Source organism: Pseudoclavibacter sp. JSM 162008, from assembly GCF_041366455.1.
Lineage (GTDB): Bacteria > Actinomycetota > Actinomycetes > Actinomycetales > Microbacteriaceae > Pseudoclavibacter.
Genome location: NZ_JBEWYX010000006.1, coordinates 1 through 22,004 on the forward strand (window position 1 = coordinate 1; position 22,004 = coordinate 22,004).

General features: G+C 67.0%; 27 protein-coding genes. 18 read left to right on the top strand and 9 right to left on the bottom strand.

Features of this window, described 5'->3' with window-relative positions; translation table 11 throughout:
* Positions 1-190 precede the first annotated feature (190 nt).
* The 3 genes from ABVF28_RS06390 to ABVF28_RS06400 form a co-directional block, all read right to left on the bottom strand.
* On the bottom strand, positions 191-397 hold the full coding sequence (locus ABVF28_RS06390; RefSeq protein WP_183626982.1) for a hypothetical protein: 207 nt from the start codon (positions 395-397) through the stop codon (positions 191-193).
* Positions 398-1,136: 739 nt separating this feature from the next.
* Positions 1,137-1,544 (bottom strand): low molecular weight phosphatase family protein, encoded by a 408-nt coding sequence (locus ABVF28_RS06395; protein ID WP_183626980.1) that lies wholly within the window; start codon positions 1,542-1,544, stop codon positions 1,137-1,139.
* Positions 1,541-1,912: an ArsR/SmtB family transcription factor gene (locus tag ABVF28_RS06400; RefSeq protein WP_371029872.1), complete on the bottom strand. Its 372-nt coding sequence runs from the start codon at positions 1,910-1,912 to the stop codon at positions 1,541-1,543. Before ABVF28_RS06400 ends, ABVF28_RS06395 begins: the two co-directional genes overlap by 4 nt.
* A 180-nt stretch (positions 1,913-2,092) precedes the next feature.
* Between ABVF28_RS06400 and ABVF28_RS06405 the strand changes: the two genes are divergently transcribed.
* Genes ABVF28_RS06405 through ABVF28_RS06425 form a run of 5 tightly spaced genes read left to right on the top strand, consistent with a single transcriptional unit; the run spans position 2,093 to position 6,532 of the window.
* A complete protein-coding gene (locus ABVF28_RS06405) occupies positions 2,093-3,061 on the top strand; it encodes a PstS family phosphate ABC transporter substrate-binding protein (protein ID WP_183626976.1) in 969 nt (322 codons plus the stop codon).
* Between the two features lie 28 nt (positions 3,062-3,089).
* The gene (pstC, locus tag ABVF28_RS06410) at positions 3,090-4,043 is read left to right on the top strand and encodes a phosphate ABC transporter permease subunit PstC (protein WP_183626974.1); all 954 of its coding nucleotides are present in this window, start codon (positions 3,090-3,092) and stop codon (positions 4,041-4,043) included.
* A complete protein-coding gene (gene pstA, locus ABVF28_RS06415) occupies positions 4,043-4,948 on the top strand; it encodes a phosphate ABC transporter permease PstA (RefSeq protein ID WP_183626972.1) in 906 nt (301 codons plus the stop codon). The genes pstC and pstA overlap by 1 nt, the downstream gene beginning before the upstream one ends.
* A 13-nt stretch (positions 4,949-4,961) precedes the next feature.
* Positions 4,962-5,822, top strand: a complete 861-nt coding sequence (gene pstB / locus ABVF28_RS06420; RefSeq protein ID WP_183626970.1) for a phosphate ABC transporter ATP-binding protein PstB — start codon at positions 4,962-4,964, stop codon at positions 5,820-5,822.
* Positions 5,819-6,532 carry a hypothetical protein gene (locus tag ABVF28_RS06425; protein WP_371029873.1) on the top strand — a complete coding sequence of 238 codons (714 nt, stop codon included), beginning with the start codon at positions 5,819-5,821 and terminating at the stop codon, positions 6,530-6,532. The genes pstB and ABVF28_RS06425 overlap by 4 nt, the downstream gene beginning before the upstream one ends.
* On the opposite strand, the gene ABVF28_RS06430 is transcribed toward ABVF28_RS06425, so the two are convergent.
* Both ABVF28_RS06430 and ABVF28_RS06435 read right to left on the bottom strand, forming a co-directional pair.
* Positions 6,501-7,232: an arsenate reductase ArsC gene (locus ABVF28_RS06430; RefSeq protein WP_371029874.1), complete on the bottom strand. Its 732-nt coding sequence runs from the start codon at positions 7,230-7,232 to the stop codon at positions 6,501-6,503. The genes ABVF28_RS06425 and ABVF28_RS06430 overlap by 32 nt on opposite strands.
* A gap of 227 nt (positions 7,233-7,459) precedes the next feature.
* Complete coding sequence (locus ABVF28_RS06435; RefSeq protein ID WP_183626965.1) at positions 7,460-7,783, bottom strand: helix-turn-helix transcriptional regulator; 324 nt, start codon at positions 7,781-7,783, stop codon at positions 7,460-7,462.
* Between the two features lie 180 nt (positions 7,784-7,963).
* On the opposite strand from ABVF28_RS06435, the gene arsB reads away from it, so the two are divergent.
* From arsB to ABVF28_RS06480, 9 genes are all read left to right on the top strand, one after another.
* Positions 7,964-9,058 (top strand): ACR3 family arsenite efflux transporter, encoded by a 1,095-nt coding sequence (gene arsB / locus ABVF28_RS06440; protein WP_371029875.1) that lies wholly within the window; start codon positions 7,964-7,966, stop codon positions 9,056-9,058.
* A gap of 183 nt (positions 9,059-9,241) precedes the next feature.
* The gene (locus ABVF28_RS06445) at positions 9,242-9,652 is read left to right on the top strand and encodes an arsenate reductase ArsC (RefSeq protein WP_371029876.1); all 411 of its coding nucleotides are present in this window, start codon (positions 9,242-9,244) and stop codon (positions 9,650-9,652) included.
* A gap of 6 nt (positions 9,653-9,658) precedes the next feature.
* Positions 9,659-10,339 (top strand): arsenate reductase ArsC, encoded by a 681-nt coding sequence (locus ABVF28_RS06450; RefSeq protein WP_371029877.1) that lies wholly within the window; start codon positions 9,659-9,661, stop codon positions 10,337-10,339.
* Positions 10,336-11,340 carry a thioredoxin-disulfide reductase gene (gene trxB / locus ABVF28_RS06455; RefSeq protein ID WP_371029878.1) on the top strand — a complete coding sequence of 335 codons (1,005 nt, stop codon included), beginning with the start codon at positions 10,336-10,338 and terminating at the stop codon, positions 11,338-11,340. The genes ABVF28_RS06450 and trxB overlap by 4 nt, the downstream gene beginning before the upstream one ends.
* Positions 11,341-11,356: 16 nt before the next feature.
* Entirely contained in the window at positions 11,357-12,733 is a 1,377-nt protein-coding gene (locus ABVF28_RS06460) for an FAD-dependent oxidoreductase (protein ID WP_371029879.1), read from the top strand.
* Between the two features lie 97 nt (positions 12,734-12,830).
* The gene (locus tag ABVF28_RS06465; protein WP_271986321.1) at positions 12,831-13,103 is read left to right on the top strand and encodes a hypothetical protein; all 273 of its coding nucleotides are present in this window, start codon (positions 12,831-12,833) and stop codon (positions 13,101-13,103) included.
* The gene (locus tag ABVF28_RS06470) at positions 13,096-13,443 is read left to right on the top strand and encodes a hypothetical protein (RefSeq protein ID WP_371029880.1); all 348 of its coding nucleotides are present in this window, start codon (positions 13,096-13,098) and stop codon (positions 13,441-13,443) included. The genes ABVF28_RS06465 and ABVF28_RS06470 overlap by 8 nt, the downstream gene beginning before the upstream one ends.
* Positions 13,444-13,473: 30 nt before the next feature.
* Positions 13,474-14,370 (top strand): hypothetical protein, encoded by an 897-nt coding sequence (locus tag ABVF28_RS06475; protein ID WP_371029881.1) that lies wholly within the window; start codon positions 13,474-13,476, stop codon positions 14,368-14,370.
* Positions 14,371-14,518: 148 nt separating this feature from the next.
* Positions 14,519-14,878, top strand: coding sequence for a hypothetical protein (locus tag ABVF28_RS06480; RefSeq protein WP_371029882.1), 360 nt, complete (start codon positions 14,519-14,521; stop codon positions 14,876-14,878).
* Positions 14,879-14,885: 7 nt separating this feature from the next.
* Here the strand turns inward: ABVF28_RS06480 and ABVF28_RS06485 are convergent, their stop codons facing one another.
* The 4 genes from ABVF28_RS06485 to ABVF28_RS06500 are packed head-to-tail and all read right to left on the bottom strand — an operon-like array spanning position 14,886 to position 17,174.
* Positions 14,886-15,083, bottom strand: a complete 198-nt coding sequence (locus ABVF28_RS06485; RefSeq protein WP_371029883.1) for a hypothetical protein — start codon at positions 15,081-15,083, stop codon at positions 14,886-14,888.
* Between the two features lie 53 nt (positions 15,084-15,136).
* Complete coding sequence (locus tag ABVF28_RS06490; protein ID WP_371029884.1) at positions 15,137-15,388, bottom strand: glutaredoxin domain-containing protein; 252 nt, start codon at positions 15,386-15,388, stop codon at positions 15,137-15,139.
* Between the two features lie 19 nt (positions 15,389-15,407).
* Entirely contained in the window at positions 15,408-16,088 is a 681-nt protein-coding gene (locus ABVF28_RS06495; protein ID WP_371029885.1) for an SOS response-associated peptidase, read from the bottom strand.
* A gap of 42 nt (positions 16,089-16,130) precedes the next feature.
* Positions 16,131-17,174 (bottom strand): hypothetical protein, encoded by a 1,044-nt coding sequence (locus ABVF28_RS06500; protein ID WP_371029886.1) that lies wholly within the window; start codon positions 17,172-17,174, stop codon positions 16,131-16,133.
* Positions 17,175-17,771: 597 nt separating this feature from the next.
* Between ABVF28_RS06500 and ABVF28_RS06505 the strand changes: the two genes are divergently transcribed.
* The 4 genes from ABVF28_RS06505 (at position 17,772) to ABVF28_RS06520 (ending at position 21,878) form a co-directional block, all read left to right on the top strand.
* Positions 17,772-18,557 carry a hypothetical protein gene (locus tag ABVF28_RS06505; RefSeq protein ID WP_371029887.1) on the top strand — a complete coding sequence of 262 codons (786 nt, stop codon included), beginning with the start codon at positions 17,772-17,774 and terminating at the stop codon, positions 18,555-18,557.
* A 98-nt stretch (positions 18,558-18,655) separates the two neighbouring features.
* A complete protein-coding gene (locus ABVF28_RS06510) occupies positions 18,656-19,891 on the top strand; it encodes a serine hydrolase domain-containing protein (RefSeq protein WP_371029888.1) in 1,236 nt (411 codons plus the stop codon).
* The gene (locus tag ABVF28_RS06515) at positions 19,879-21,222 is read left to right on the top strand and encodes a histidine kinase (protein WP_371029889.1); all 1,344 of its coding nucleotides are present in this window, start codon (positions 19,879-19,881) and stop codon (positions 21,220-21,222) included. Before ABVF28_RS06510 ends, ABVF28_RS06515 begins: the two co-directional genes overlap by 13 nt.
* Positions 21,219-21,878, top strand: coding sequence for a response regulator (locus ABVF28_RS06520; RefSeq protein ID WP_371029890.1), 660 nt, complete (start codon positions 21,219-21,221; stop codon positions 21,876-21,878). Before ABVF28_RS06515 ends, ABVF28_RS06520 begins: the two co-directional genes overlap by 4 nt.
* The last annotated feature ends 126 nt before the right edge of the window (positions 21,879-22,004 follow it).

The window sequence follows — 22,004 nt, forward strand, 5'->3', positions numbered from 1 at the left end:
GCTGACGAAGATCGCCCCTCCCGCATCAGCTCCCAGAACTTTCGCTCGCGCTCCCGCGCAGCACCGCTCGCTGGCATCCGCCCACCCCTTACTCATCGGGGTGTTGCAACGACCGACAGAAACCGCCAGTTTACTTATGAGACACATGAAGGCAGACTCCTGCATACTCAGAGGAGGATGCGTTTTTGAGCTACCGGCGGGGGACGCGGGCGAGCATGTCGCCAATCGCGCGGAGGATCGCCACCACGCGCTTTGCCGGGACACCACTACGACCGAAGAGCACGCCCAGAACGATCGCCGCGACGAGCGCGATGAGGATCAGGGCGAGCCCGGTCAGGATGACCAGCAGCGCGGTGGGGTCCACCTTGCCGAGGAGCTCAGGAAGCAGGTTCACCATGTGGACCTCCACTGAGTTCGGCGCACGAGAGTGCGCCAGGATTCACCGCCCGGGACGGACGGTGAGCTTGTCGAACGCTCGACACTGAGCGCTCGTGAATTCGGGGCTTCCGTCTGCATGACAGAAGAGCGGGCCAGCAGGGCGGCCTGTGCCCGGGCATGAAAAAAGCCGACACGAGGTGTCGGCGTCGAATCCGCAGGCAGACGGATCAGCAATACAGAAAGAAAGTAGCGGGTTTCACGCCTTTTCGGCAACCACACAGTTCCATGCTCACGGTACGAGCGGACATCAGCTCGGCGCAAGACGATCTCGGGCCGACCCTGCGAAGCTGCCACGCTCGGACAGACGCCCCCCCGGAGCCTCGATCATCGCTCGAAAGGCAGTCACGCTGCAACTCTGCTGTGGAGCGCCCCATCTTGAAGCTACTGGGTGACATCGCTCACGCCTCAAGACCTGCACCGATCGAGCTGGCACCAAAAAAGGCCAACCGCGAGGTTGGCCTTAGGCGGAGCGAACCGCCAGGGCGATCCTATCCCGGAGGTGGGAAATAGGCGCAAACAGTGGGGTGTCGGTCCCTCGCATCTTCAACGTACTGGGTGAAGACGGTGGGACGTCAAGGTCGTGCTGGAACGAGAAAAGGTCAGCTGGTGGCTGACCTTTTGAGCGCGGAAATCTGCGTAGGGACATCATCGCTCGATTTCCGCGGCGACGTCAAGACCCGGATTGGAGGCTGCGCTCGTTAGATTCGTGCGTGGAGGGCTTCGACGCGGGCGCGGATGTCGTCGCGGACGAGGCGCATGCGCTCCATGCCTTCGATGCCGCGCTCGGAGGGCTCGTCCGTGATCCACGTCTCGATCTCCACACCAGGCGTCTCGGGGACGCGCGCTTCTGCGCCGAGCACGACGATGAGGTCGGCCGCGTCGATCATCTCCGGCGTGAGCTGCTTCGGGTGCTCGTCGCCGACGCTCACGCCGATCTCGGCGAGCGAGTCCACGGACTGCTGGTTGAGGGCGGCGCCGGGCTTGGTGCCCGCTGAGGTGACGTGTACCTCGGGGCCGGCCACGGAACGCATGAGCGCTGCGGCCATCTGGGACTTGCCGCCGTTCTTCTGGCAGACGAAGACGATGTTCGTGGGGGTGGAGGTCATCGGGTCGCTCCGGCGAGTTCGTTGCTGGTGAGGAGGGCGGCGAGTGAGTCGAGCGCGCCGGGGACGAGGCTGAAGTAGGCCCAGGAACCGCGCTTCTCGCGGGAGAGGATGCCCGCCTCGACCAAGATCTTCAGGTGGTGGGACACGGTGGGCTGCCCGAGCCCGAGCGGCTCCGTGAGGTCGCACGCGCACGCCTCCGCCTTCTCCTGCGCCGCGATCATCGAAATGAGCCGCAACCGGGCCGGGTCAGCGATGACCTTCAGAACCTTCGAGAGCCTGAGCGCATTTTCTGCCGTGATGGACTCATGCGTGAGCGGCTCGCAGCACGCAGTCACGTCAGCAAGCGGCAGCAACTGGGGGGTGGTCATCGGCATCCTCCGCACGAATCATCGACAGCACACACTCTACCGCTTCACATCGATGGATGTCGATACGCGGCATCCTCGACAGCGTTTACCGCGAATTCATATAGACGAGCTTCTATGCATTGGTCAGCGTGGCTGGCCTACACGTCTCGTTGCGGATGCGTCCGCGTTGGAAGGATTGTAATGACTGCTAAGTCGCTCAAACTCGCTGGAGCCTCGTCCGTTGCTGCTCTCGCACTCCTGGTGCTGACCGCATGTGGGGGCCAGGGCGGTTCCGGCAGCGCGTCGGAAGGTGAGGGTGCCGGGACTGGTTCCGTGACCACCGACGGCTCGTCCACCGTTGCCCCGCTGACGGAGGCTGCTGCTGACCTCTTCCGCGACACCGAGCCCGGCATCAATGTCACGGTCGCAACCAGCGGCACCGGTGGCGGCTTCTCGAAGTTCTGCGCCGGCGAAACGGACGTCTCGAACGCCTCGCGAGCTATCTCCGATGAGGAGATCGCCGAGTGTGAAGCCAATGGCATCGAGTTCACCGAGATCGTCATGGCTAACGATGGGCTCTCCGTGGTCGTGAACCCGGAGAACGACTGGGCAACATGCCTGACGGTCGAACAGCTCGCCACCATGTGGGGACCGGAAGCCGAAGGCAGCGTCACCAGCTGGAACCAGATCGACCCGTCATTCCCCGATGAGCCGCTCGCGCTCTTCGGCGCGGGCACGGACTCGGGCACGTTCGACTACTTCACTGATGCCATCAACGGCGACGAGGGCGCGATCCGCACCGATTACAGCCCCTCCGAGGACGACAACATCACCGTCCAGGGCGTCTCTGGCGCGAAGGGCGGCGTCGGCTTCTTCGGCCTCTCCTACGTGGAAGAGAACGCCGACTCGGTCCGTGCCGTCGAGATCGATGGCGGCAGCGGATGCGTTGCTGCCACCAACGAGACTGTGCAGGACGGCAGCTACCAGCCGCTGGGCCGCGAGCTCTACATCTACGTCGCAAACGCCTCCTACACGGACAAGCCGGCCGTGAAGACCTTCGTTGACTTCTACGTCGCCAACTCCACGGACATCGCGGGCAACGCACTCTTCGTGCCACTCACGGACGAGCAGGTCACCACCGCGCAGGACGAACTCGCCGCCCTGGCCTAAGAACTCCACGACACCACTAGGGACCTTCGTGCCAAACGTCGTCACCTCTGGGGAGCCCACTGTTCAGCAGGGGGCTCCCCGCTCCGTCCTCAGCTCCGGCAACCGCCGAACCGGTGAACGCCTGGTCCGCCTCGCGCTGCGCCTTGCCGCGTCACTGGCGGTCGTCATCACCTTCGGTATCGTCATCGCACTCCTGGTGCCCTCCATCGGATTCTTCACCGAGGTCCCCATTTGGGAGTTCCTCTTCGGTACCCGCTGGGCTCCCCGATTCGCGGACGCCTCTTTCGGCGTCGTGCCACTCCTGACCGCGACCGCATGGACGACACTGATCGCCCTCGCTGTCGCGGTCCCGATGGGCCTCGGCGCTGCGGTATTCCTCTCTGAGTACGCCCGTCCCAAGTGGCGACGGATCCTGAAACCCATCCTGGAAGTGCTCGCCGGCGTCCCCACCGTCGTCTACGGCCTCTTCGCCCTGCAGTTCGTGCAAGCACGGGTGTTCCGCGAATGGCTGCAGCTGCCCACGGAAGCGTTCAGCGTGCTCGCCGCCGGCATCGTGATGGGGATCATGATCGTTCCCACCATCGCCTCCATCAGCGAAGACTCCATGTCCGCCGTCCCGCAGGCCATGCGGCAAGGGTCAGCTGCCCTCGGGGCGAACCGCATGCAGACCACCCTGCGGGTTGTGTTCCCGGCCGCGCTGTCCGGCATCATCGCGGCGGTTGTGCTCGGCATCTCCCGAGCCGTCGGCGAAACCATGATCGTCGCCATTGCCGCCGGGAACCAGGCCCGCATCGTCACCGGCCCACTCGAACAGGGTCAGACCATGACCGGGTTCATCGCGAACGCCGCCCTGGGAGATTCCCGGGTCGGATCGATCGAATACGACACCCTCTTCGCCGTCGGCCTGCTGCTGTTCCTGCTCACGTTGCTGATCAACGCCGTTGCCGTTCGCATCGTCCGTCGCTTCCGAGAGGCCTACTGATGTCCACGAAACTCGCCCCGCTCGGAACCCGACCCTCCATCGCTGGACGCGTGCGGGGAGGGGAACTCAGCCCACGCTCGGTCGCATTCCTCATCCTGCTCTGGATCTGCCTCTTCATCGCGCTCAGCTTCCTGGTGACCCTCATCGTTACGACCTTCATCGACGGCATGGGCCGTCTCGATGCTGGCCTCATCACGGAATACCCCTCTTCGGACCCGGAGCGCGCCGGCGCGCGCCCGGCGATCCTCGGCTCCATCTGGGTTATCGCGGTCACCGCCGTGCTCACCATTCCCCTGGGGGTGGCCGCGGCGCTCCACCTCGAGGAGTTCGCCGACAAGAAGAACCGCTTCAATCGGTTCATCGAGCTCAACGTGCAGAACCTCGCCGCCGTCCCGTCCATCGTCTACGGCCTGCTGGCACTCTCAGCACTCAGCTTGATCGGCGTGCGGGACAAGAACATCGTCATCGGTGGGGCGCTCGCCCTTGGCCTGCTCATCCTGCCGGTCATCATCATCTCCACGCGTGAGGCGCTGCGAGCGGTTCCCCTCGACATTCGGCAGGCCTCGATCGCGTTGGGGGCATCCGAGGTGCAAACCGCGTTCCGGCAGACCCTGCCCGCGGCGGTTCCGGGAATCGCGACCGGAACGATCTTGGCGCTCTCCCGAGCGCTCGGTGAGGCCGCGCCGCTGCTGCTGCTGGGCGCCCTGGTCTTCGTGAGCTTCGACCCGAACGGGCTCCTCAGCGGGTTCACGACCATGCCGATCCAGATCTTCAACTGGACCGGCAGACCGCAAGAGGAGTTCCACACGCTGGCGTCCGCCGCCTCGATTCTCCTACTGGTGATCCTGCTCGCCATGAACGCGATCGCCATCATCATCCGCAACCGATTCCAGCAGCGCTGGTAGACGCGAGGCAACCATGACTACAAACGCCACCACCAACCTCTCCGACGGCCTGCACATCGCAACCCGCAAGCGTCCCCAGATTCCCGCCGTTCCCGAGCCGGTCATCGAATGCCATGGCGTGGACGTGTACTACGGCTCGTTCCGGGCCGTGACCAACGTGGACCTCACCTTCGGCAAGAACGAGATCACCGCCCTCATCGGCCCATCGGGCTGCGGCAAGTCAACGCTGCTCCGGTCGCTGAACCGTATGAACGACCTCGTCGACGGAGCCCGTGTAGAGGGCAAAGTCCTCTTCCACGGGCAGGACATCTACGCGAAAGACGTCGACGCGATCTCCGTGCGCCGACGTATCGGCATGGTCTTCCAGAAGCCCAACCCGTTCCCCAAATCGATCTACGACAACATTGCGTATGGGCCGCGCGTGGTCGGCATGAAGCCGTCCTCGATGGACGACCTTGTCGAAGAGGCGCTCACGAAGGCGGCGCTCTGGAACGAAGTGAAAGACAAGCTGAAGCAGAGCGCGTTCGGGCTCTCCGGTGGGCAGCAGCAGCGTCTCTGCATCGCCCGCACGATCGCCGTGCGCCCGGACGTGATCCTCATGGATGAGCCCTGCTCCGCCCTGGATCCGATCGCGACGACCCGCATCGAAGATCTCATGCACGATCTGCGACGCGAGTACTCGATCGTCGTGGTGACGCACAACATGCAGCAAGCGGCCCGCATCGCAGATCGCACGGCGTTCTTCACGGCACTGGCCGATGAGACGAGCGGTGACCGCACCGGCGTGCTCGTCGAATACGACCAGACGACGAAGATCTTCGAAGACCCGGCCGACAAGCGCACCGAGGACTACATCAGCGGGCGATTTGGGTGAGTGCAGCCCTCACGGCTGCTGACGGGCAGCTGCGAGTCGTTGCCATCGGCCGCCAGAACTACGTGACGCGCAGCCGAGCCGCCGAGTTTCGTCACCTCGGAATGGCGCTCGTCCACTACTCAGCATTCGTGGACGCGCTGCTCGACCTCGCCCAGCACGCGGCCCACGCGGTGGTCCTCAGCAGCGAGCACGCAGACGTGGGACCGGACGAGGGGGCCACCCTCGTCCGGTCCCTCACCGAGGCCCCCCTCTTCCTCGCGGTGAGCCCCCGGGCCCGCCCCGGCGTGACCACTGCTCGTGCCCGACACTCGCGCACCTACGCGATCCCCGCGCCCGTGTCCGCAGCGACGCTGCGGGTCGCACTCGGTGAACTGCCCGAGCCTCACTTCGTCGAGCGGCTCCAGCTCGGAGAGCTCCTCCTCGAAGTTGACGTCGCTCGAGCGCACTGGCACGGACACGACCTCGCCCTCGTCGGTCGAGAATTCGATCTTCTCCACTGTCTCGCGCGCGCCTACCCCGTCACGCCAAGCTTCGCTGAGCTCGCGATCGCGGTGGGCGGAACCCGCAACGTGCGCGCCATCGCCACACGCCTCCGTCTGCGCATCACCGATTCTGCTCCCGGGACCCCCGACCTCCTCGATCCACGAAGCGGCGGCGTCCCAAGACTCAGTCCGACGCTCAGCGACTCGGCGACGCCAACGTCTGAATGAGGTTCCGGACGCGATCCACGATCTGATCGCGAATCTCCCGCACCTCGCCCTCGGAGCGACCGACAGGATCCGCGATCGGCCAGTCCATGTACCGTCGCCCCGGATACACCGGGCACGCATCCCCGCACCCCATCGTGACCACGAAGTCGGCCGCCTGAACGACTTCGTCCGTCAACGGCTTCGGGAACTCCGAGGCGAACGGGACACCGATCTCCGCTAACGCCGAGACGATACTCGGGTGAACAACGTCTGCCGGTTTGGAGCCCGCCGTCCGGACATGCACGCCCTCGCCGGCGAGGTGACGAAGCACCGCGGCCGCAATTTGGGAGCGGCCGGCGTTCTGCACACACACGAACAACACCTCAGGGATCGCCGCGGGTCGCAGCCCGGTGGCAGCCACCAGCGCATCGAGGCGCGAGGTCGCGAACTGCGCCGTCATCGCCACCAGATGGTCGTCAGCGTTCACCCGCGGCACCAACAGCTCGTAGCTGCGCTCGACGTACTCTCGGACCGTCTCCACGGAGAGCACGGACGCGAACCGATCCGAGAGGTCCCGCACAACACGCTCCAACCCCGCAACCGGCGGCCGGGGCCGATCAGGAAGAGATGCGATCGCGATCGGCGTGCCGGCGAGGAGACGGCCGAAGCGTATCCACGCCTCGGCCGTCAACTGCGGAGCCCCTTTCGCATCCCAGAACACCAGCGCCACCTCCTCCAGCGCAGACAGCGACGCGGCGAACTCCGAGCTGGACAGCTGGATGCCGGCCGCGAGTGCCGCAAGCGGTGTGTGCTCGGCGGGGCGAGCCGCGAGAGCACTCAGCACTCGCAGATTCGCAGGTGACGCGAGAAGATGCAGCTGCCGCGAACGCGCGTGCGCTGACTCGTCATCCAATGGTCGTGCGAGCGATCCCGGCGGGACGTGCATGGCTACCTCAATAGGTCGACGATCTCCTGCTTGCGCTCGCGCGCAATCGACATCCACACGTGGCGGCCACGCTGTTCGCGGGTCAAGATTCCGTCCTCGAGCAGGATGCGCAGGTGGTGCGTGATGGTGGGCTGACGAAGCCCCAAACTGGTCGCGAGCTCACCCACCGTCGCTTCCCCGGTCGCGCTCCCGAGGAGCATGCTCAGCACTTGCAGTCGAGTGGGATCGGAGATGGCTCGGAACGTACTCGCGAGCGCCTCAGCGGCGGGGCGGCTCAACGGACCCGACGGTGTGGCGTCCACGGACGCGAACTCGGGACCAGTCATCACCTGAGTCTAGATCCGCAAGCTGGCACCCCAGGCGCGATCACCGGTTACGAGTCGGGGGCAAAAGGCTGAACCACAGCTGAACTCCTCCCGGTCAGATTGACAGCCATCGATATGGTGACAATACTCGAATCGATCAGCATCGATGTCAACTGCCGAAGCCGGCAGATCTGGAGTTTCATGAGCACCCCCACCGCACCTGCCCGGCTCGGCACCCTCGATCGCCTTCTCCCCGTCTGGATTCTCCTGGCCATGGGAGTGGGCCTCCTGCTGGCGGTGTTCGTGCCCTCCGTCGGCGCGTTCCTGCACACCTTCGAGATCGGCTCGGTGAGCGTGCCGATCGCCATCGGGCTGCTGGTGATGATGTATCCGGTGCTCGCGAAGGTCCGCTACTCGGATGCACGGGCCGTCGCGGGGGACCGGAAGCTGCTGATCTCCTCGCTCGTCATGAACTGGCTTGTAGGCCCCGCCCTCATGTTCGCCCTTGCATGGCTGCTGCTGCCAGATCTGCCCGAATACCGGACCGGGCTCATCATCGTGGGACTTGCTCGCTGTATCGCGATGGTGCTGATCTGGAACGACCTCGCCTGCGGGGACCGGGAAGCGGCCGCGTTCCTCGTGGCGCTGAACTCCGTGTTCCAGGTCATCATGTTCGGCGCGCTCGGCTGGTTCTACCTGCAACTGCTCCCGTCCTGGCTGGGCCTGCCCACGACCAGCGCGGACTTCTCCTTCTGGGCCATCACGATCAGCGTGCTCGTGTTCCTCGGCATCCCGCTGCTCGCCGGCTACCTCTCCCGCCGCATCGGGGAGTCGACGAAGGGCCGCGACTGGTACGAGTCCAGGTTCCTCCCAAAGGTGGGCCCGTTCGCGCTCTACGGGCTGCTGTTCACGATCGTGATGCTCTTCGCCCTCCAGGGGCAGCAGGTCATCGACCGCCCCTGGGATGTCGCCCGCATCGCTCTGCCGCTGCTCATCTACTTCGCCGTCACGTTCCTCCTCGGCTTCGGGCTCGGGAAGCTCGTGGGGCTCGGCTACGAGCGCACCACGACGCTCGCGTTCACCGCGGCGGGCAACAACTTCGAGCTCGCCATCGCCGTCGCCATCGGCACGTTCGGCGCGACCAGCGGTCAGGCCCTCGCGGGCATCGTCGGCCCGCTGATCGAGGTGCCCGTGCTCGTGGCCCTTGTCTACGTTGCGCTCTGGCTGCGCCCACGACTTTTCCCGGGCGAGCGGCGCCAAGAACACATTCCGGACCGGGCCTCGGTCTCGGTCTAGAGCAGTCATGACGACGCGCATGCACTCGACGCCGGCCGTCGTCGGCAACCTCGCGGACAGCTGGGCGCTACCTGCCGCCCATACATTCGCAACACGGACACGCCCCAGCGAACCGCGTGATTTCCCACTTAGGGGGTCACTGTCCCGATCCGTTCGTCACCCACTCTGCACAGAAAGTTCCTGATGACTGCCAAGCCTTCCGTTCTCTTCGTTTGTGTCCACAACGCTGGCCGCTCCCAGATGGCCGCCGGCTACCTCACCGCCCTCGCAGGCGGGCGTATCGAGGTGCTCTCCGCGGGGAGCGAGCCGAAAGACCAGATCAACCCCGTCGCCGTCGAGGCCATGGCCGAAGAGGGCATCGATATCGCGGGGAACACCCCGAAGGTGCTGACCACGGAAGCCGTCCAGGCCTCCGACGTCGTGATCACGATGGGCTGCGGCGACGCCTGCCCGTTCTTCCCCGGCAAGCGCTACGAAGACTGGAAGCTCGACGACCCCGCAGGACAAGGTATCGAAGCCGTGCGCCCCATCCGCGACGACATCAAGCAGCGCGTCGAAGCGCTCATCGCCGACCTGCTTCCCGAGAAGGCGTAACCGACCATGACCGATCTCAGCCAGCGCCGAGGACTGCCCGGCCTCGCCTACCCCGAAGCAGCCCTGCACCGCCTTGCCGACCAGCTCGCCGAGCAGTTCACGGGCATCCTGAACAGAGAGACGGTCGAGCGATACGTGCTCGAGTCGTACGCGGCACTCCTGCGCACCTCCACCGTCAAGGCGCACCTCATCACCAACACGACCAGGTTCGTCAAAGACCGACTGACGGCGCTTGCGCAGGCGAAGGGCGACATCGCTCGCCCCGTGCCGGAGATCCTCTTCCTGTGCGAGCAGAACGCGGGCCGTTCCCAGATGGCCGCGCTCCTCACTCAGGCGCTGGCCGGCGACAGGGTGCACGTGCGCTCCGCGGGCTCCGCACCCGCGAAGACGCTCCACCCGGAGGCGGTCGACGCGATGGCGGAGCTCGGGCTCGACCTCGGCCAGGAGTTCCCCAAGCCCCTCACCGACGACGTTGTGCAAGCCGCGGACGTCGTCATCACGATGGGCTGCGGTGACGCCTGCCCCGTGTACCCCGGCAAGCAGTACCAGGATTGGAACCTCACCGATCCGTCCGGCCTGGGGACCGACGAGGTGCGCGTCATCCGTGACCAGCTCCACACGCACGTCACTGAGCTGCTCGCCAGCCTCGGCGTCACCCCCATCGCGCTCGAAGGCTCGCGCACGTGAGCGTCGAGAACGTCATCGTCGTCGGCTCCGGCCCTGCCGGGTACACGGCTGCGATCTACCTGGCTCGCGCCGGCCTCTCCCCGGTACTGCTCACCAGCGCTGTGGAAGCGGGCGGCGCGCTCGTGAACACCACGGAGGTCGAGAACTTCCCGGGCTTCCCGTCCGGCATCCTCGGCCCCGACCTGATGGAGAACATGAGGCAGCAGGCGGAGCGGTTCGGGACGCGCATCGTCATCGACGACGCCACCGCACTGCGGCTCGACAGTCCGATCAAGACCGTCGAAACCGGCTACTCGGGCACGTTCCAGGCGCACGCCATCGTGCTGGCCATGGGGTCCGCGTACCGGAAGCTCGGTGTTCCGGGGGAGGAGCGACTGACCGGGCACGGGGTGTCCTGGTGCGCGACGTGCGACGGGTTCTTCTTCAAGGGCCAAGACATTGCCGTCGTCGGGGGCGGGGACTCCGCCCTGGAGGAGGCGATGTTCCTGACTCGCTTCGCGAACAGCGTCACGCTCATCCACCGCCGCGATTCGCTGCGCGCGTCGAAGATCATGCAGGATCGCGCGTTCGCGAACCCGCGCATCACCGTGCGCTGGGACTCGGAGGTGCTCGAGGCCGTCGGCACCGATCACCTGGAATCGCTGCGCCTGCGCGACACCGTCACGGGCCAGCTCGACGAGCTGCCCGCGACGGGCCTGTTCATCGCCGTCGGCCACGACCCCCGCAGCGAGCTCGTCGACGGGCAGGTCGACGTCGACGAGAACCGGTACGTGCGCGTGAGCGCACCCACCACCCACACCTCTCTCTCCGGGGTGTTCGCGGCAGGCGACCTGGTCGACTTCCGGTATCGGCAGGCGATCACCGCTGCGGGCACCGGCTGCGCCGCAGCCCAAGACGCGGAGCACTACCTCGCCTCCGCGGGCCTCGCCACCTACCCGCAGGCCGCCACCGCACAACTCGACACGGTAGAGCTCGACACCGCCGCAACCACCGTCCGCTGATCCCAAGGAGTCACCCATGACCGCCTCCCCTGCCCTCACCCCCGCGGCGACCACCGCGCTCGACGCGTTGCCGGTCGCGATCATCGGCGCGGGGCCAGTTGGCCTCGCCGCCGCCGCGCAGCTGCTGGAGCGAGGGCAGGAGGTGGTCGTGTTCGAAGCGGGAGACCAGGCAGGTGCCTCTGTCGCGGCGTGGGGGCACACGCGCCTGTTCTCGCCGTGGGAGTACCTCGTCGACGAGGCCGCCGCGCGCCTCCTGGATGAAGCTGATTGGGAAGCGCCGCCCGCCAAGACTCTCCCCACCGGGCAGCAGCTCGTCGACGACTACCTCTTGCCGCTCGCCGCGGTGCCAGCCCTCGCGGACCGCATCCGCTACGGGCACCGGGTGCTCGCGGTCACGCGTCGCGGCATGGACCGTACCCGCACACTCGGACGCGAACGCGCCCCCTTCGTGCTCCGCACCAAATCCACTGCGGGGGTCACCGAAACGCTCGCTCGCGCCGTGATCGACGCGTCCGGCACGTACGAGACCAGCAACGCCATCGGCTCCAGCGGTTTGGAGCCCATTGGCGCAGACCAGGTGCGCGAGCACCTCAGCCACGCCCTGCCCGACGTGCTCGGACACGACCGTGCTCAATTCGCCGGGAAACGCGTCCTCGTCGTCGGTGCCGGCCACTCCGCCGCGAACACCCTGCTGAAACTCGCCTCCCTCGCCAAGCGGGAACCTGCCACACAGATCTTCTGGGCCATTCGTGGCACACAGCCCACTCGCGTGTACGGGTCCGCCAACGACGAGCTCGCAGCGCGAGGCGAACTCGGCGGGGCCACCCGGGCGCTCGTCACCTCCGGGCAGGTGCAGCTCCTCGACCAGTTCGAGATCGACGCTCTCGCCCCCGCGGAAGATGGCGGCGTTCGAGTCACCGGGCTTCGCGCCGGAGTCGCCGCCTCCGTAGACGTCGACGTGATCGTGAACGCGACCGGGTTCCGCCCCAACCTTGACCTGCTGCGCGAACTCCGACTCGACCTCGACACCGTCGTGGAAGCACCCCGAGCACTCGCACCCCTCATCGACCCGAACGCGCACTCCTGCGGCACCGTTTACCCGCACGGTGTGGACGAGCTCACGCACCCCGAACCTGGCTTCTACATCGCTGGCATGAAGAGCTACGGCCGCGCCCCCACCTTCCTGCTCCTCACCGGGTACGAGCAAGTGCGATCCATCGCGGATGAGCTCGCCGGACACCACGAGCAAGCGCGCCTCGTCACGCTCGTCCTCCCGGAAACCGGGGTGTGCTCGACCAGCACACCCGAGGAGAACAACGTGACGAACTGCGGCGCAGCGCAACTCGTCACGAGTGACGGACAGGCACCCCAGCCCACATCGAGCTGCGGCTGAGCAATACTCCTCGCGACGGAGCCTGCGGACGGTCGCGTCGCTCCGAATCGCACCTGCCACCCTGTTTCGTGGTCTCTTTTTGTGGTACGTTTTTTGCATGGGTATTCGGTGGACGCCAAGCGCGGCGAAGCACGGCATTTCGCGTGAAGATGCGCTCTACGCGATGACGCATGCCGAGGCGGCAGCCGAGCTTGATGGGAAGCCGGGAGAGACCACCACGGTGTACATCGGCCACCCGCACGCACAGACAGAGCGCTACCTCGAAGTCATCGCAGCTCACCGCCCACCACGTGACTTAGTGATCTTCCACGTGATGGAACTGAGCGACCTGTACCGAGACCTGCTGACTGAAGGAGAAGACCATGAGTGACTACACCGAACTCGCAGCACAGGCGGAAGCTGGCGCGCTGCTCCCCAAGAAGGGCACGGTCCGTCGCGGCCCTGCCGCGGCCGCGGCCGCCCAGCGCGCCCTCATCGAGGCCGCGGGGACGGACGACCTGGAATCGGCCGTGCGCGTCGCCAAGGGACGTCCACGCCTCGATGCGACTGCCCCCGCGTCTCACGTGTGGAAGGTGCGCCCAACCCCCTTCCTTGACGAGCAGGTCCGCCTCGTCGCGCAAGAGCGCGGGATCTCCATCTCTCAGGTGGTCCGCGACGCGGTCGCTCAGTACGTCCAGACCCCGCAAACCACGCCGGCTGCCCGCCCGTAGCCGCAGCCCGACTCCTCACCCAACCTGCCTATGACCGATGAGGATGCGCGTTTCCAGCTCGCTGCCGACGCTGCGCGACGCATCGTCCGGCAGTGCCGAGCGCACGTTGACACCTCAACACTGAGGTACGCGGGCCGGCTCGCCGCCGCATCCGCCTCCACGCCGTACGGCATTGAAGCTGCCGCTGCGGCTCAGGGACAGCACAAGCTCGCGCTTCAGTGGAAGGTCGCTCACGCCGAGGCGACGAGTAACGCCATGCTCTCGCACCTGCTGGGCCTCGATATCTTGCTGCAACAAGGCACCTTCTACCCGTTGCCGGCGATGCCAATTGCGAGGTCCATCGCAGAAGTCGCAGCCTCGACGTCGTGGGCGCTCGCAGCGAATGTCGAGCCGGACGAGCGGGCAGCTCGTGGGTACGCGGGACTGTTCCGGTCTCTGGAAAAGAGCATCTCCGGCTCTCTCGCGAGCGACGCAGAACGACACCGCGTGCTCCGCGAAGGCATCGTGCAGGACCTGGCGAAAAGCGGGGTCCGCGTGGTGCGCCACACGAAAAAAGGAATCTCCACCGACGAGGTGTCCCAGGTCATCGTGGGACGGGCGCACGCGAAGACCCGGTTTCAGTATTCGCAGCGGGTGGCCGAAGAGATTCCCACGATTGGGGAGACCTACTCGGGGATGTCCGGAGTTGTTCACGGGGAGCAAATCCACCTCTCGACGTCCTGGCTAATACCCGACACCTACGCCCGGCTGATCGGGCTCGTGGTGCAGGAGTCGGTCGAGGCCTGGTCACGGGCCATGCACACGTGGGTGGGGGTGCAACCTGGCCTGTTCATCAACCCGAACGAACGACTCAAACTCATCCACTCCGTGCCAGAGCAGTATCGGGCAGCGTTCGACGCCGAAGACGCACAAGCCAGCGCGGAATAGGCAAGCCCGAGGGTGCCGAGAGGCGCGGCACGCAGTCGCCATGAATTGCCGCTTCCGGAACGGTGACGGAAGCGCTCTGCGCTCCCGGGCCGCCACAAGGGTTGGCCGCTCTCCGTAAATGTCCCTGGTTGGTGGGACCCTGCGGGTCGTGTTCCCTTCGTTCGATCCCGGCTCCGACGTGCCGTCCGCAGAGCTCGTTCCCGCCGCCTACGCTCTCGCGGCGCTCACATTGCGCTGCGGGCGCATCCACTACGTGGGCATCAAGGGACAGCCCTTCGTCAAAGAGATTCAGTGGGTGCCGCTCGCGACGCGCCCCGTCGACGGTCTCTCGTGGTTGTTGTGGGAGAAGGTTCCGCCCTGCTATCCGAACTCGCTGCGCGAGCTGCCCGCGACGGGGCTGGAAAGCGCAGCCGTGTTCGTCGACGGTCACCGATACCTGGCGGATCGAGGCAACTACCTCACCGACAGCTACAACCAGCTGCAGCCGGGTGCGTGGATGGCGAATTGACCGGTGCCTAGCCCAGCTCGTCGATGAGCTCGGTCGCGGTCGCGGCGACGCTCTGGAAGTGATCGCGTTCCGCGGTGGTGCTGTCTTCTCGCTGAGCCTTGTCGAGAGCGTCACTCGCGTAGTCCTGGAGCGCGTTGACCAGGATCGCGTACCGGTCGCTGTCTGTGAGGTCGAGGGTCACGATGTGGGTCTGCTGCTCAGCCATAGAGGCAGTCTCGCAGCTGCCACCGACAGTCACGCCCGAAGCGACGAGCGCCATTAGAGGCGGGCAGCCAGCCGGTCGATGTGGTCGGGACGGAACCCGGACCAGTGGTCCTCGTCGTCGACGACCACGACGGGGGCTTCCGTATAGCCGAGCTCGTCGGTGATGTAGGCGTGGGCTGCGGCGTTCTCGGCCAGGGTGACGTCGACCTCGACGAACTCGATTCCTTTGGCGGCCATGGCCTTCTTGGTGAGCTTGCAGCGCACGCAGCGCTCCCCGGTTGTGTAGACCCGCACTGCCTCACTCACGACGTCGCCTCGGTGCTCGCTAGAGCGTGATGGGTTCGATGAGGCTGGCATCGGTGCGGTCGAGCGTGCGGACGTTGTTCACGGCTCGAGAAACCGGGTGCGTGGTGATCGTCGCGGCCACGGCCGCCGACGTCTCGTCGAGCTCGTGCAGCATCGCGTCCTTGTGCTCGATCTTCTCAGCGCTGATCCACCGGTCGAACATCGCCGGTTCGAGGAACACGGGCATGCGGTCGTGGATCTCGCCGGAGGCGTCCTTGGCTTCGCGGGTGATGATCGTGAACGTGGAGCGCCACTCGTCGTTCTCATCCTTGTACGCAGCTTGCAGCCCTGCTGCGGCCAGCACGGCCGCCGGGGAGGAGATGAAGTACGGCTGCTTACCTTCTTCCACTTCTTCCCACTCGTAGTAGCCGCTCATCGGCACGATGCAGCGGCTGCCCGCGAAAGCGCCCCGAAACAGGCCGTTCGTTGCCACGGTCTCCAGGCGCGCGTTGATGCGGGGCGGGCCGCCGGCCTTTGCCCAGGACGGCCGAAACCCCCACTTGGCGTTCTCAAACTCGCGCTCACCGTCGTGCTGACGCAGGATCGGCGCGGAGTTCGTGGGAGCGATGCTGTAGGCGGGCTCCCACTCGAACTCACCGCCCGCGTCGAACTCGAACAGGAGGTCGCTGCTGGTCTTCGCGATGACGTATCGGCCGCACATGTCGTCAGCGTAGAACTCAGAAATTCGATTCGGTCGAAAGATTCACGCGGCGCGCAGCGCTGGAGCGTCGACGGTGCCAGCCCGCACGAGCGCGAGCGCGGCTCGGTGGTCGCCTCGACCCTCGCTGCGGGGGTATCTCGGATAGTCCGGCCGGTCGCTGACGCTGAGCAGCTGAGCGGCCGTGGGGGAGCGGCGTCGACGGCGTTGTTTCCCGCGCCTCGACATCCACTGCACCTCAGCCTGCCACCACGCCCAGCAGTGCCGCTCGTCGGCATAGCGCGCTCGACGAGCTGCGAGATGCCCCGCGACATTGAGGGCGTGCGCCACGACGTCAACGGAGCTGATTTCTTCCCGAGCCCAACCGTAATCGGTACGGGAGAGGAGACCGTGCAGGTGAAGGGAACGGAGGGCTTGCCGGGTGCGGCGGGCGTCGAGGCCGGTACTGCGGGCGACCTCGTCGACGGTAAGCACAGACCCTTCGTCAATGTGTTTGTAGACGAGGCCAGCGGTGCGACCCAAGCTGCGAGGAGCGGCGAAGGTGTCGTGCGCGAGCGTCTGGAGGTTCTTCGCAAGCCGGGCGATGTGCTGGCTTCGAGCGGGCAGGGGGGAGGCTGCGGCGGGGCGTGCACGCACTTGTGTCCGGTTGCCCACTCCTGCCCCTGTGGAAAACTTCTGGGAGAGGCGGTAGCGCTGCGCGTGGGCGCCCTCCGGGGTTCCCTCGCGGACGATCCAGGCCGACTCGGGGGAGGCCTCGTCGGTGGGGGTGGCGAGGCGACGTAGTGCCTCGTGGACGGTGGTGCGGCCGTACCCGGTGTCGGCGGAGATGCGGCGCACGTCGGCCTCGACCGTGAGCTGCGCGGCCTGAGCCATGTAGAGGCAAAGGGCATCGAGGACAGCACGGGTGCTGTGCGTGCCCGTGCGGGATCGCCGCGAGGAAGAGGCGCGGTCGCCGCCCCAGAGGCCGGGCATCGCGTTCGCGCGTGTCTGTGCCGCGTCCACGGCCTCGACCGTTGCCGCGCAGCGGGCGAGGAACCCCTCATCGGTGCCGTCGCCCGTGGAGGGGTTCCGGTCACGTAGGTCATGCACTCGCCTCGAGTCTCAGGCGGTTGAGGATGCGCAGAGCAATGTGGTCTCAGGAAATTCAGGGCCAGCACCCTCTCGACTTAGGTCAGTTACCTAACTGAGGAGTTCTAGTGCTCAAGGAAAAGCCGCTGGCTTCGGAGCGTTCGCGGAGAGAGAATCACCACGTCGATTTCAGATCGGTCCAGATCGAGTTGCGGGCCTCCGCGAGGTGGCGCACGATGAGCACTGTCATGGCAGATCGGTCACGTGCCGATGCAGGATCCGACTCGGGCATGAGGCGTTGAACGCCGGCCTCGCGCTCGTGGGCTGGGGAGACCGTGCAGCGCTGTCTCATCTCTACGATGCCCTGAGCCCGATGATGTTCGCGCTCGCGCTGAGACTCCTGAATCGAGAGGATCGAGCGCAGGGGGCCACGACCGGTGCCTGAATGACGATCTGGCAGTGCGCGCCGCGTCTCCCGCTGGGAAGTGCGCGGCAGACGATCCTGGCCGCGGCGGTTCGGTCGGCCTCGAAGCTAGCGGGTATCGGGCGAAACTGAACCCGTCGTCAGAGTGGTGCGCCCACCGCAGCGCTCAGAGGCCTGACCACTAGCGTGTTCGCATGTTCGGACCCGCTCCAGACGCCACTCAGCTCGAAGCGCTGCATCATGCCTGGGCGGACGCGTCATCCCCCTCAGCGAAACTCGAAACAGGGCTCGCCCTCGCGCAACTCGGCGACTTCACAGGCCGCGCTGAACTGCTCGACACCTACAGCGGCGACATCGCTTGGCTCGGGCGTGAGGAAAAGCTCCGGCTCCTCGATCTGATCCTGGCCACCGCGACCGAATACGAAGCAACGGACGATTGCCTGTTCGTCCTGCCCGACAACGACGACGGATCCGTGTACGCCGGTTCCGGCCGGGTGCTCCTGGCCCGCGCAGCCACAGTCCGGTACGTCGAGCTTGCGCGGGTCTTCGACGAGATCCATGACATCACTTTCGAGGTCGCCACGGACAGCGGGTTCGACCTGTCCGGAGTCGAGTTCGATCTCTACGACGAAGACTCGACCGTCGACGCGTGGGCGGGTGAGATGACAGCGGCATTGGCCGACGTCCCCGCGACCTACGTCTTCCGCGGGGCCGAATTCACCCCGCAGATCTTCCTCGATGAATTCCTGGAAGGAGTCGATCGAGCTGCGGCCGGGGGTCCGGTGCTCATCCGCCCGAACGCGGAACTTCTTGCGACCTGCTCGGGCCTCGCGCATCCCACCATCGGCAGCACGGTCGGGCCAGACGACGTCGCGGCGTTCACCGAGTACGCCGAGCGGCTCCTCGCCCTTCCGTGGCGGGCCGGAGTCAAGTACTTCTACGGTCACGACGTCGACGGCGGTCCGGGCCTGCATCGCTGACGTTGGAGCCGGGAGCCGCGAGCGGACTGGCCACGCAAGCAGGCGCGACTGTTCGCAGGGATGGGGTGCCGGGCGGCGCGTTTCGTCACGCTGGAGGCATGGAAACGCAACGAACCGCAGACGCACAGCCCACCGATCCGACAGCCCCCGTTCTGAGCGGCCGCCCGAGGAAGCTGACCGCGGTGATCGCCACCGCCGGCGTCCTGGCGGCCGGCGCGATCGGCGTCGGTGCGTGGTCGAACAGTGCGAACGCCAACGCGGATGTCGGCCCGGACCCGCACGAGGCGACGATGCAGGCGCTCGTGGACGCTGGCTACCCTGGCGTTCTCGCATCCGTCACCAACGCCGAGGGCAGGAGCGCGAACCTCGCCCTCGGACAGGGAGACCTCGCCGCGGGGGAGGCTCCACCCGTTGACGGGGAGGTGCGCATCGGCAGCAACACGAAGATGTTCGTGTCGACGATCGTGCTGCAGCTCGCCGAAGAGGGGCAGGTGGCGCTGGATGAGCCGATCAACACGTATCTGCCCGGCCTCGTCACCGGGGACGGGGTCGATGGCACGAAGATCTCAGTGCGCCAGCTCCTCCAGCACACCGCCGGCCTGCCCGAATACGCGGACAAGATCGCCGCGGACGCGTTCGGCGCGCAGCACACCTATATCTCCCCCAGGGACATGCTCGACGTCGCGTTCGAGCGTCCCGCGGCCTTCGCCCCGGGCGAGAAGTGGGCGTACAGCAACACCAACTACCTCGTGCTCGGGCTCATGATCGAGGCCGTCACCGACCGGGCCCTCGCCACCCAGATCGAGGAGCGCATCACCTCACCGCTCGGCCTCGAGCACACCTACCTGCCCGCACCCGGTGAGCGGCAGCTGCGCGGCGAGCACCCCCGCGGCTACCACGCGGAGACGCCTGGCGACTTCCGGGACATCACCGACCTGGACCCCGCGTTCGGCTGGGCCGCCGGAGCTCTCGTGTCGACGCCGTCCGAACTCAACACCTTCATGCGGGCCCTTCTCGACGGCAGTCTCCTGAGCGCGGAGTCGATCGCCGAGATGCAGACCACCGTACCCGCGGGAGACGAGCTGACTCCCGGGGCCGCGTACGGCCTCGGCGTGCAGAGCTACCCGCTGTCCTGCGGCGGAGTCGCGTGGGGACACGGGGGAGACATCCCCGGAACGCAGACTCGCAACGCCATCGGCCCGGACGGCACCGCCGTGACGATCGCCGTCACCGCGCTGCCCTGGGCGGTCGTGTCGGCCGACGACAACGAGCAGCTCCTCGCGCACTACCGCATGGTCATCGACGCCCTCGACGAGACGCTGTGCGGGCAGTAGCAGACGACGCGTTCGCGTCGGGTGGTGGCCTCGTCGGCGGCCACCACCCGACGTGGTTGAATCGGGTCATGCGCTCATCGCCGCGGAACTCGGCCGTGATCGGCGCCCTCTGGTCAGCGACGCCCAGTCTCCTCGTGCTGGCGGGAGCCGTCGGATTCCTCGCGATCGGCACCTGGGATCGCGCACTCTTCGCGTCGGTTCCCGGAACCGGGTCACCGCTGCTGCTGGCGGGTCTCATCGCCGTGCAGGCGCTGCTGCTCTGGCCGCGCCGCCTCCGACCGCTGCCTGTGTTCGGGGCGGTCGTCGGCCTCGACCTCGCCATCCTCGGCACGACGGCCGGGGAGCTCGGCATCGGCGCGCTCGCCGTGGGCATCGCCTCGTACCGTGTCGTGCGACACCTGCCCCGGCGATCCGCGCTCATCGCGCTCGTCGTGGGGGCCGCGGCGACGACCACCGTCGGTGGCGTCGCGATGCTCCTCGGGTCGCGCGAGGCGCCGCTCGTCCTCACTGCAACGCTGCTCCTGCGCATCCTGCTCCTCTACGTCCTTCCCGCGGGCGTCGCCGACTACGTGCTCGGGCGGGAGCGGCTGACGGATGCGCTCCGCGAGCAGGCGCGCATGGCCGAGCAGCGGCAGGTGGAGCGGGCGCGCGGCGAGCTCCGGGCAGAGCGCACCGCGCTCGCACGCGAGCTGCACGACATCGCCGGCCACCACCTGTCGGGCATCATCGTGAGTGCGCAGGCGGCGACGACCCTGACGCGCTCCGATCCCGAGCGTGCGCGGGCCATGATGCAGGGCATCCAAGATGACGCACGCACGACGCTCGTCGACCTCCGGCGCACCGTCGGGTTGCTGCGAAGCGACGACGAGTCGAACGGCGGGCCAGATCGCCCGAGCCCCACCCCGGATCTTGCCGGTATCGCGACGCTCGTCGATGCCGCACGGGAGCGGGGCCAGGTCGTCGGATTCCGCGTCATCGGTGCGCCTCGGTCGCTCGGCCCGCTGACGGAGGCCGCCGCGTACCGCATGGTGCAGGAGTCCCTGGCGAACGCGGCCCGGCATGCTCGGGGTGCGCGCAGCGACGTCAGCGTCCGCTTCGATGAGGGCGAGGTGGCCATCGTCGTCGCGAACGCGCCGACAGGGCCTGCACCGGATGCGGTCGCGCCGCGCGCGCCCGCGCAGCCGGGGTACGGGCTCTCCGGCATGGCCGAACGGGCCGAGCTTGTGGGGGCGACTCTGAAGACTGGACAAACGAGCGACGGCGGCTGGCGCAACGAGCTCACGATCGGCGGCGCAGGCCGAGGCGTGGACCGAGACGGGGAGGCATCATGATCCGGATCCTCATCGCCGACGACCAGGCGGTCGTGCGCGCCGGGCTGTCCGTCATCCTCGGCGCGGAGGCCGACTTCGAGGTCGTCGCCGAAGCCGCCGACGGTGCAGAAGCGGCCCGGCTCGCTCGCGAGCTGAACCCCGATGTGGTCTGCATGGACATCCGCATGCCAGGCACCGACGGCATCGAAGCGACGCGGATGATCGCTGCAGACCCATCGCTCGGCGCCGCGGTGCTCATCCTCACGACCTTCGACGTCGACGCCGACGTGTTCGCGGCGCTCGAGGCCGGGGCTGCCGGGTTCCTGCTGAAGGGCGCGGATGAGGCGACGCTGCTCGCCGCGGTCCGCTCGGTGGCCGCGGGGCACGGGACGCTCGACCAGCGGCTCACGCGCCGCATCCTCCACGAATTCGCCGACAGGCGGCGACCTGTTGCTCTCGCTGCCGCGCCGCCGCAGATCGTGCTGACCGAACGGGAGCTCGACGTGCTCGGGCTGCTCGCGCGCGGCCTGTCCAACGCCGAGATCGCCGGCGAGCTGTACGTCGAACCCACCACGGTGAAGTACCACCTCGCGGGGCTGCTCCAGAAGACCGCGTCGAGGGACCGCCTGCAGGTCGTGCTCTGGGGCATCCGCGCCGGACTCGTCGACGTCCGCTGAGCGAGACCGCAGCAGGCGCGTTCGGCCCGGGATGGCGGGGCCCAGGTTGCAACACGGTGACGGCCTGACCCGCCGGGGAGCCACACACGACCCACTGGGTAGACTGGCCGCAGATCGTGAGGAGCG

Coding starts and splice junctions, on each gene's coding strand:
- ABVF28_RS06460 (WP_371029879.1), top strand. CDS start 11,357: ATGACCGCCTCCCCTGCCCTCACCCCCGCGGCGACCACCGCGCTCGAC.
- pstB (WP_183626970.1), top strand. CDS start 4,962: ATGACTACAAACGCCACCACCAACCTCTCCGACGGCCTGCACATCGCA.
- ABVF28_RS06465 (WP_271986321.1), top strand. CDS start 12,831: ATGGGTATTCGGTGGACGCCAAGCGCGGCGAAGCACGGCATTTCGCGT.
- ABVF28_RS06485 (WP_371029883.1), bottom strand. CDS start 15,083: ATGGCTGAGCAGCAGACCCACATCGTGACCCTCGACCTCACAGACAGC.
- ABVF28_RS06505 (WP_371029887.1), top strand. CDS start 17,772: ATGTTCGGACCCGCTCCAGACGCCACTCAGCTCGAAGCGCTGCATCAT.
- ABVF28_RS06405 (WP_183626976.1), top strand. CDS start 2,093: ATGACTGCTAAGTCGCTCAAACTCGCTGGAGCCTCGTCCGTTGCTGCT.
- ABVF28_RS06475 (WP_371029881.1), top strand. CDS start 13,474: ATGACCGATGAGGATGCGCGTTTCCAGCTCGCTGCCGACGCTGCGCGA.
- arsB (WP_371029875.1), top strand. CDS start 7,964: ATGAGCACCCCCACCGCACCTGCCCGGCTCGGCACCCTCGATCGCCTT.
- ABVF28_RS06395 (WP_183626980.1), bottom strand. CDS start 1,544: ATGACCTCCACCCCCACGAACATCGTCTTCGTCTGCCAGAAGAACGGC.
- ABVF28_RS06470 (WP_371029880.1), top strand. CDS start 13,096: ATGAGTGACTACACCGAACTCGCAGCACAGGCGGAAGCTGGCGCGCTG.
- ABVF28_RS06445 (WP_371029876.1), top strand. CDS start 9,242: ATGACTGCCAAGCCTTCCGTTCTCTTCGTTTGTGTCCACAACGCTGGC.
- ABVF28_RS06390 (WP_183626982.1), bottom strand. CDS start 397: ATGGTGAACCTGCTTCCTGAGCTCCTCGGCAAGGTGGACCCCACCGCG.
- ABVF28_RS06400 (WP_371029872.1), bottom strand. CDS start 1,912: ATGACCACCCCCCAGTTGCTGCCGCTTGCTGACGTGACTGCGTGCTGC.
- ABVF28_RS06510 (WP_371029888.1), top strand. CDS start 18,656: ATGGAAACGCAACGAACCGCAGACGCACAGCCCACCGATCCGACAGCC.
- ABVF28_RS06520 (WP_371029890.1), top strand. CDS start 21,219: ATGATCCGGATCCTCATCGCCGACGACCAGGCGGTCGTGCGCGCCGGG.
- ABVF28_RS06495 (WP_371029885.1), bottom strand. CDS start 16,088: ATGTGCGGCCGATACGTCATCGCGAAGACCAGCAGCGACCTCCTGTTC.
- pstA (WP_183626972.1), top strand. CDS start 4,043: ATGTCCACGAAACTCGCCCCGCTCGGAACCCGACCCTCCATCGCTGGA.
- ABVF28_RS06450 (WP_371029877.1), top strand. CDS start 9,659: ATGACCGATCTCAGCCAGCGCCGAGGACTGCCCGGCCTCGCCTACCCC.
- ABVF28_RS06435 (WP_183626965.1), bottom strand. CDS start 7,783: ATGACTGGTCCCGAGTTCGCGTCCGTGGACGCCACACCGTCGGGTCCG.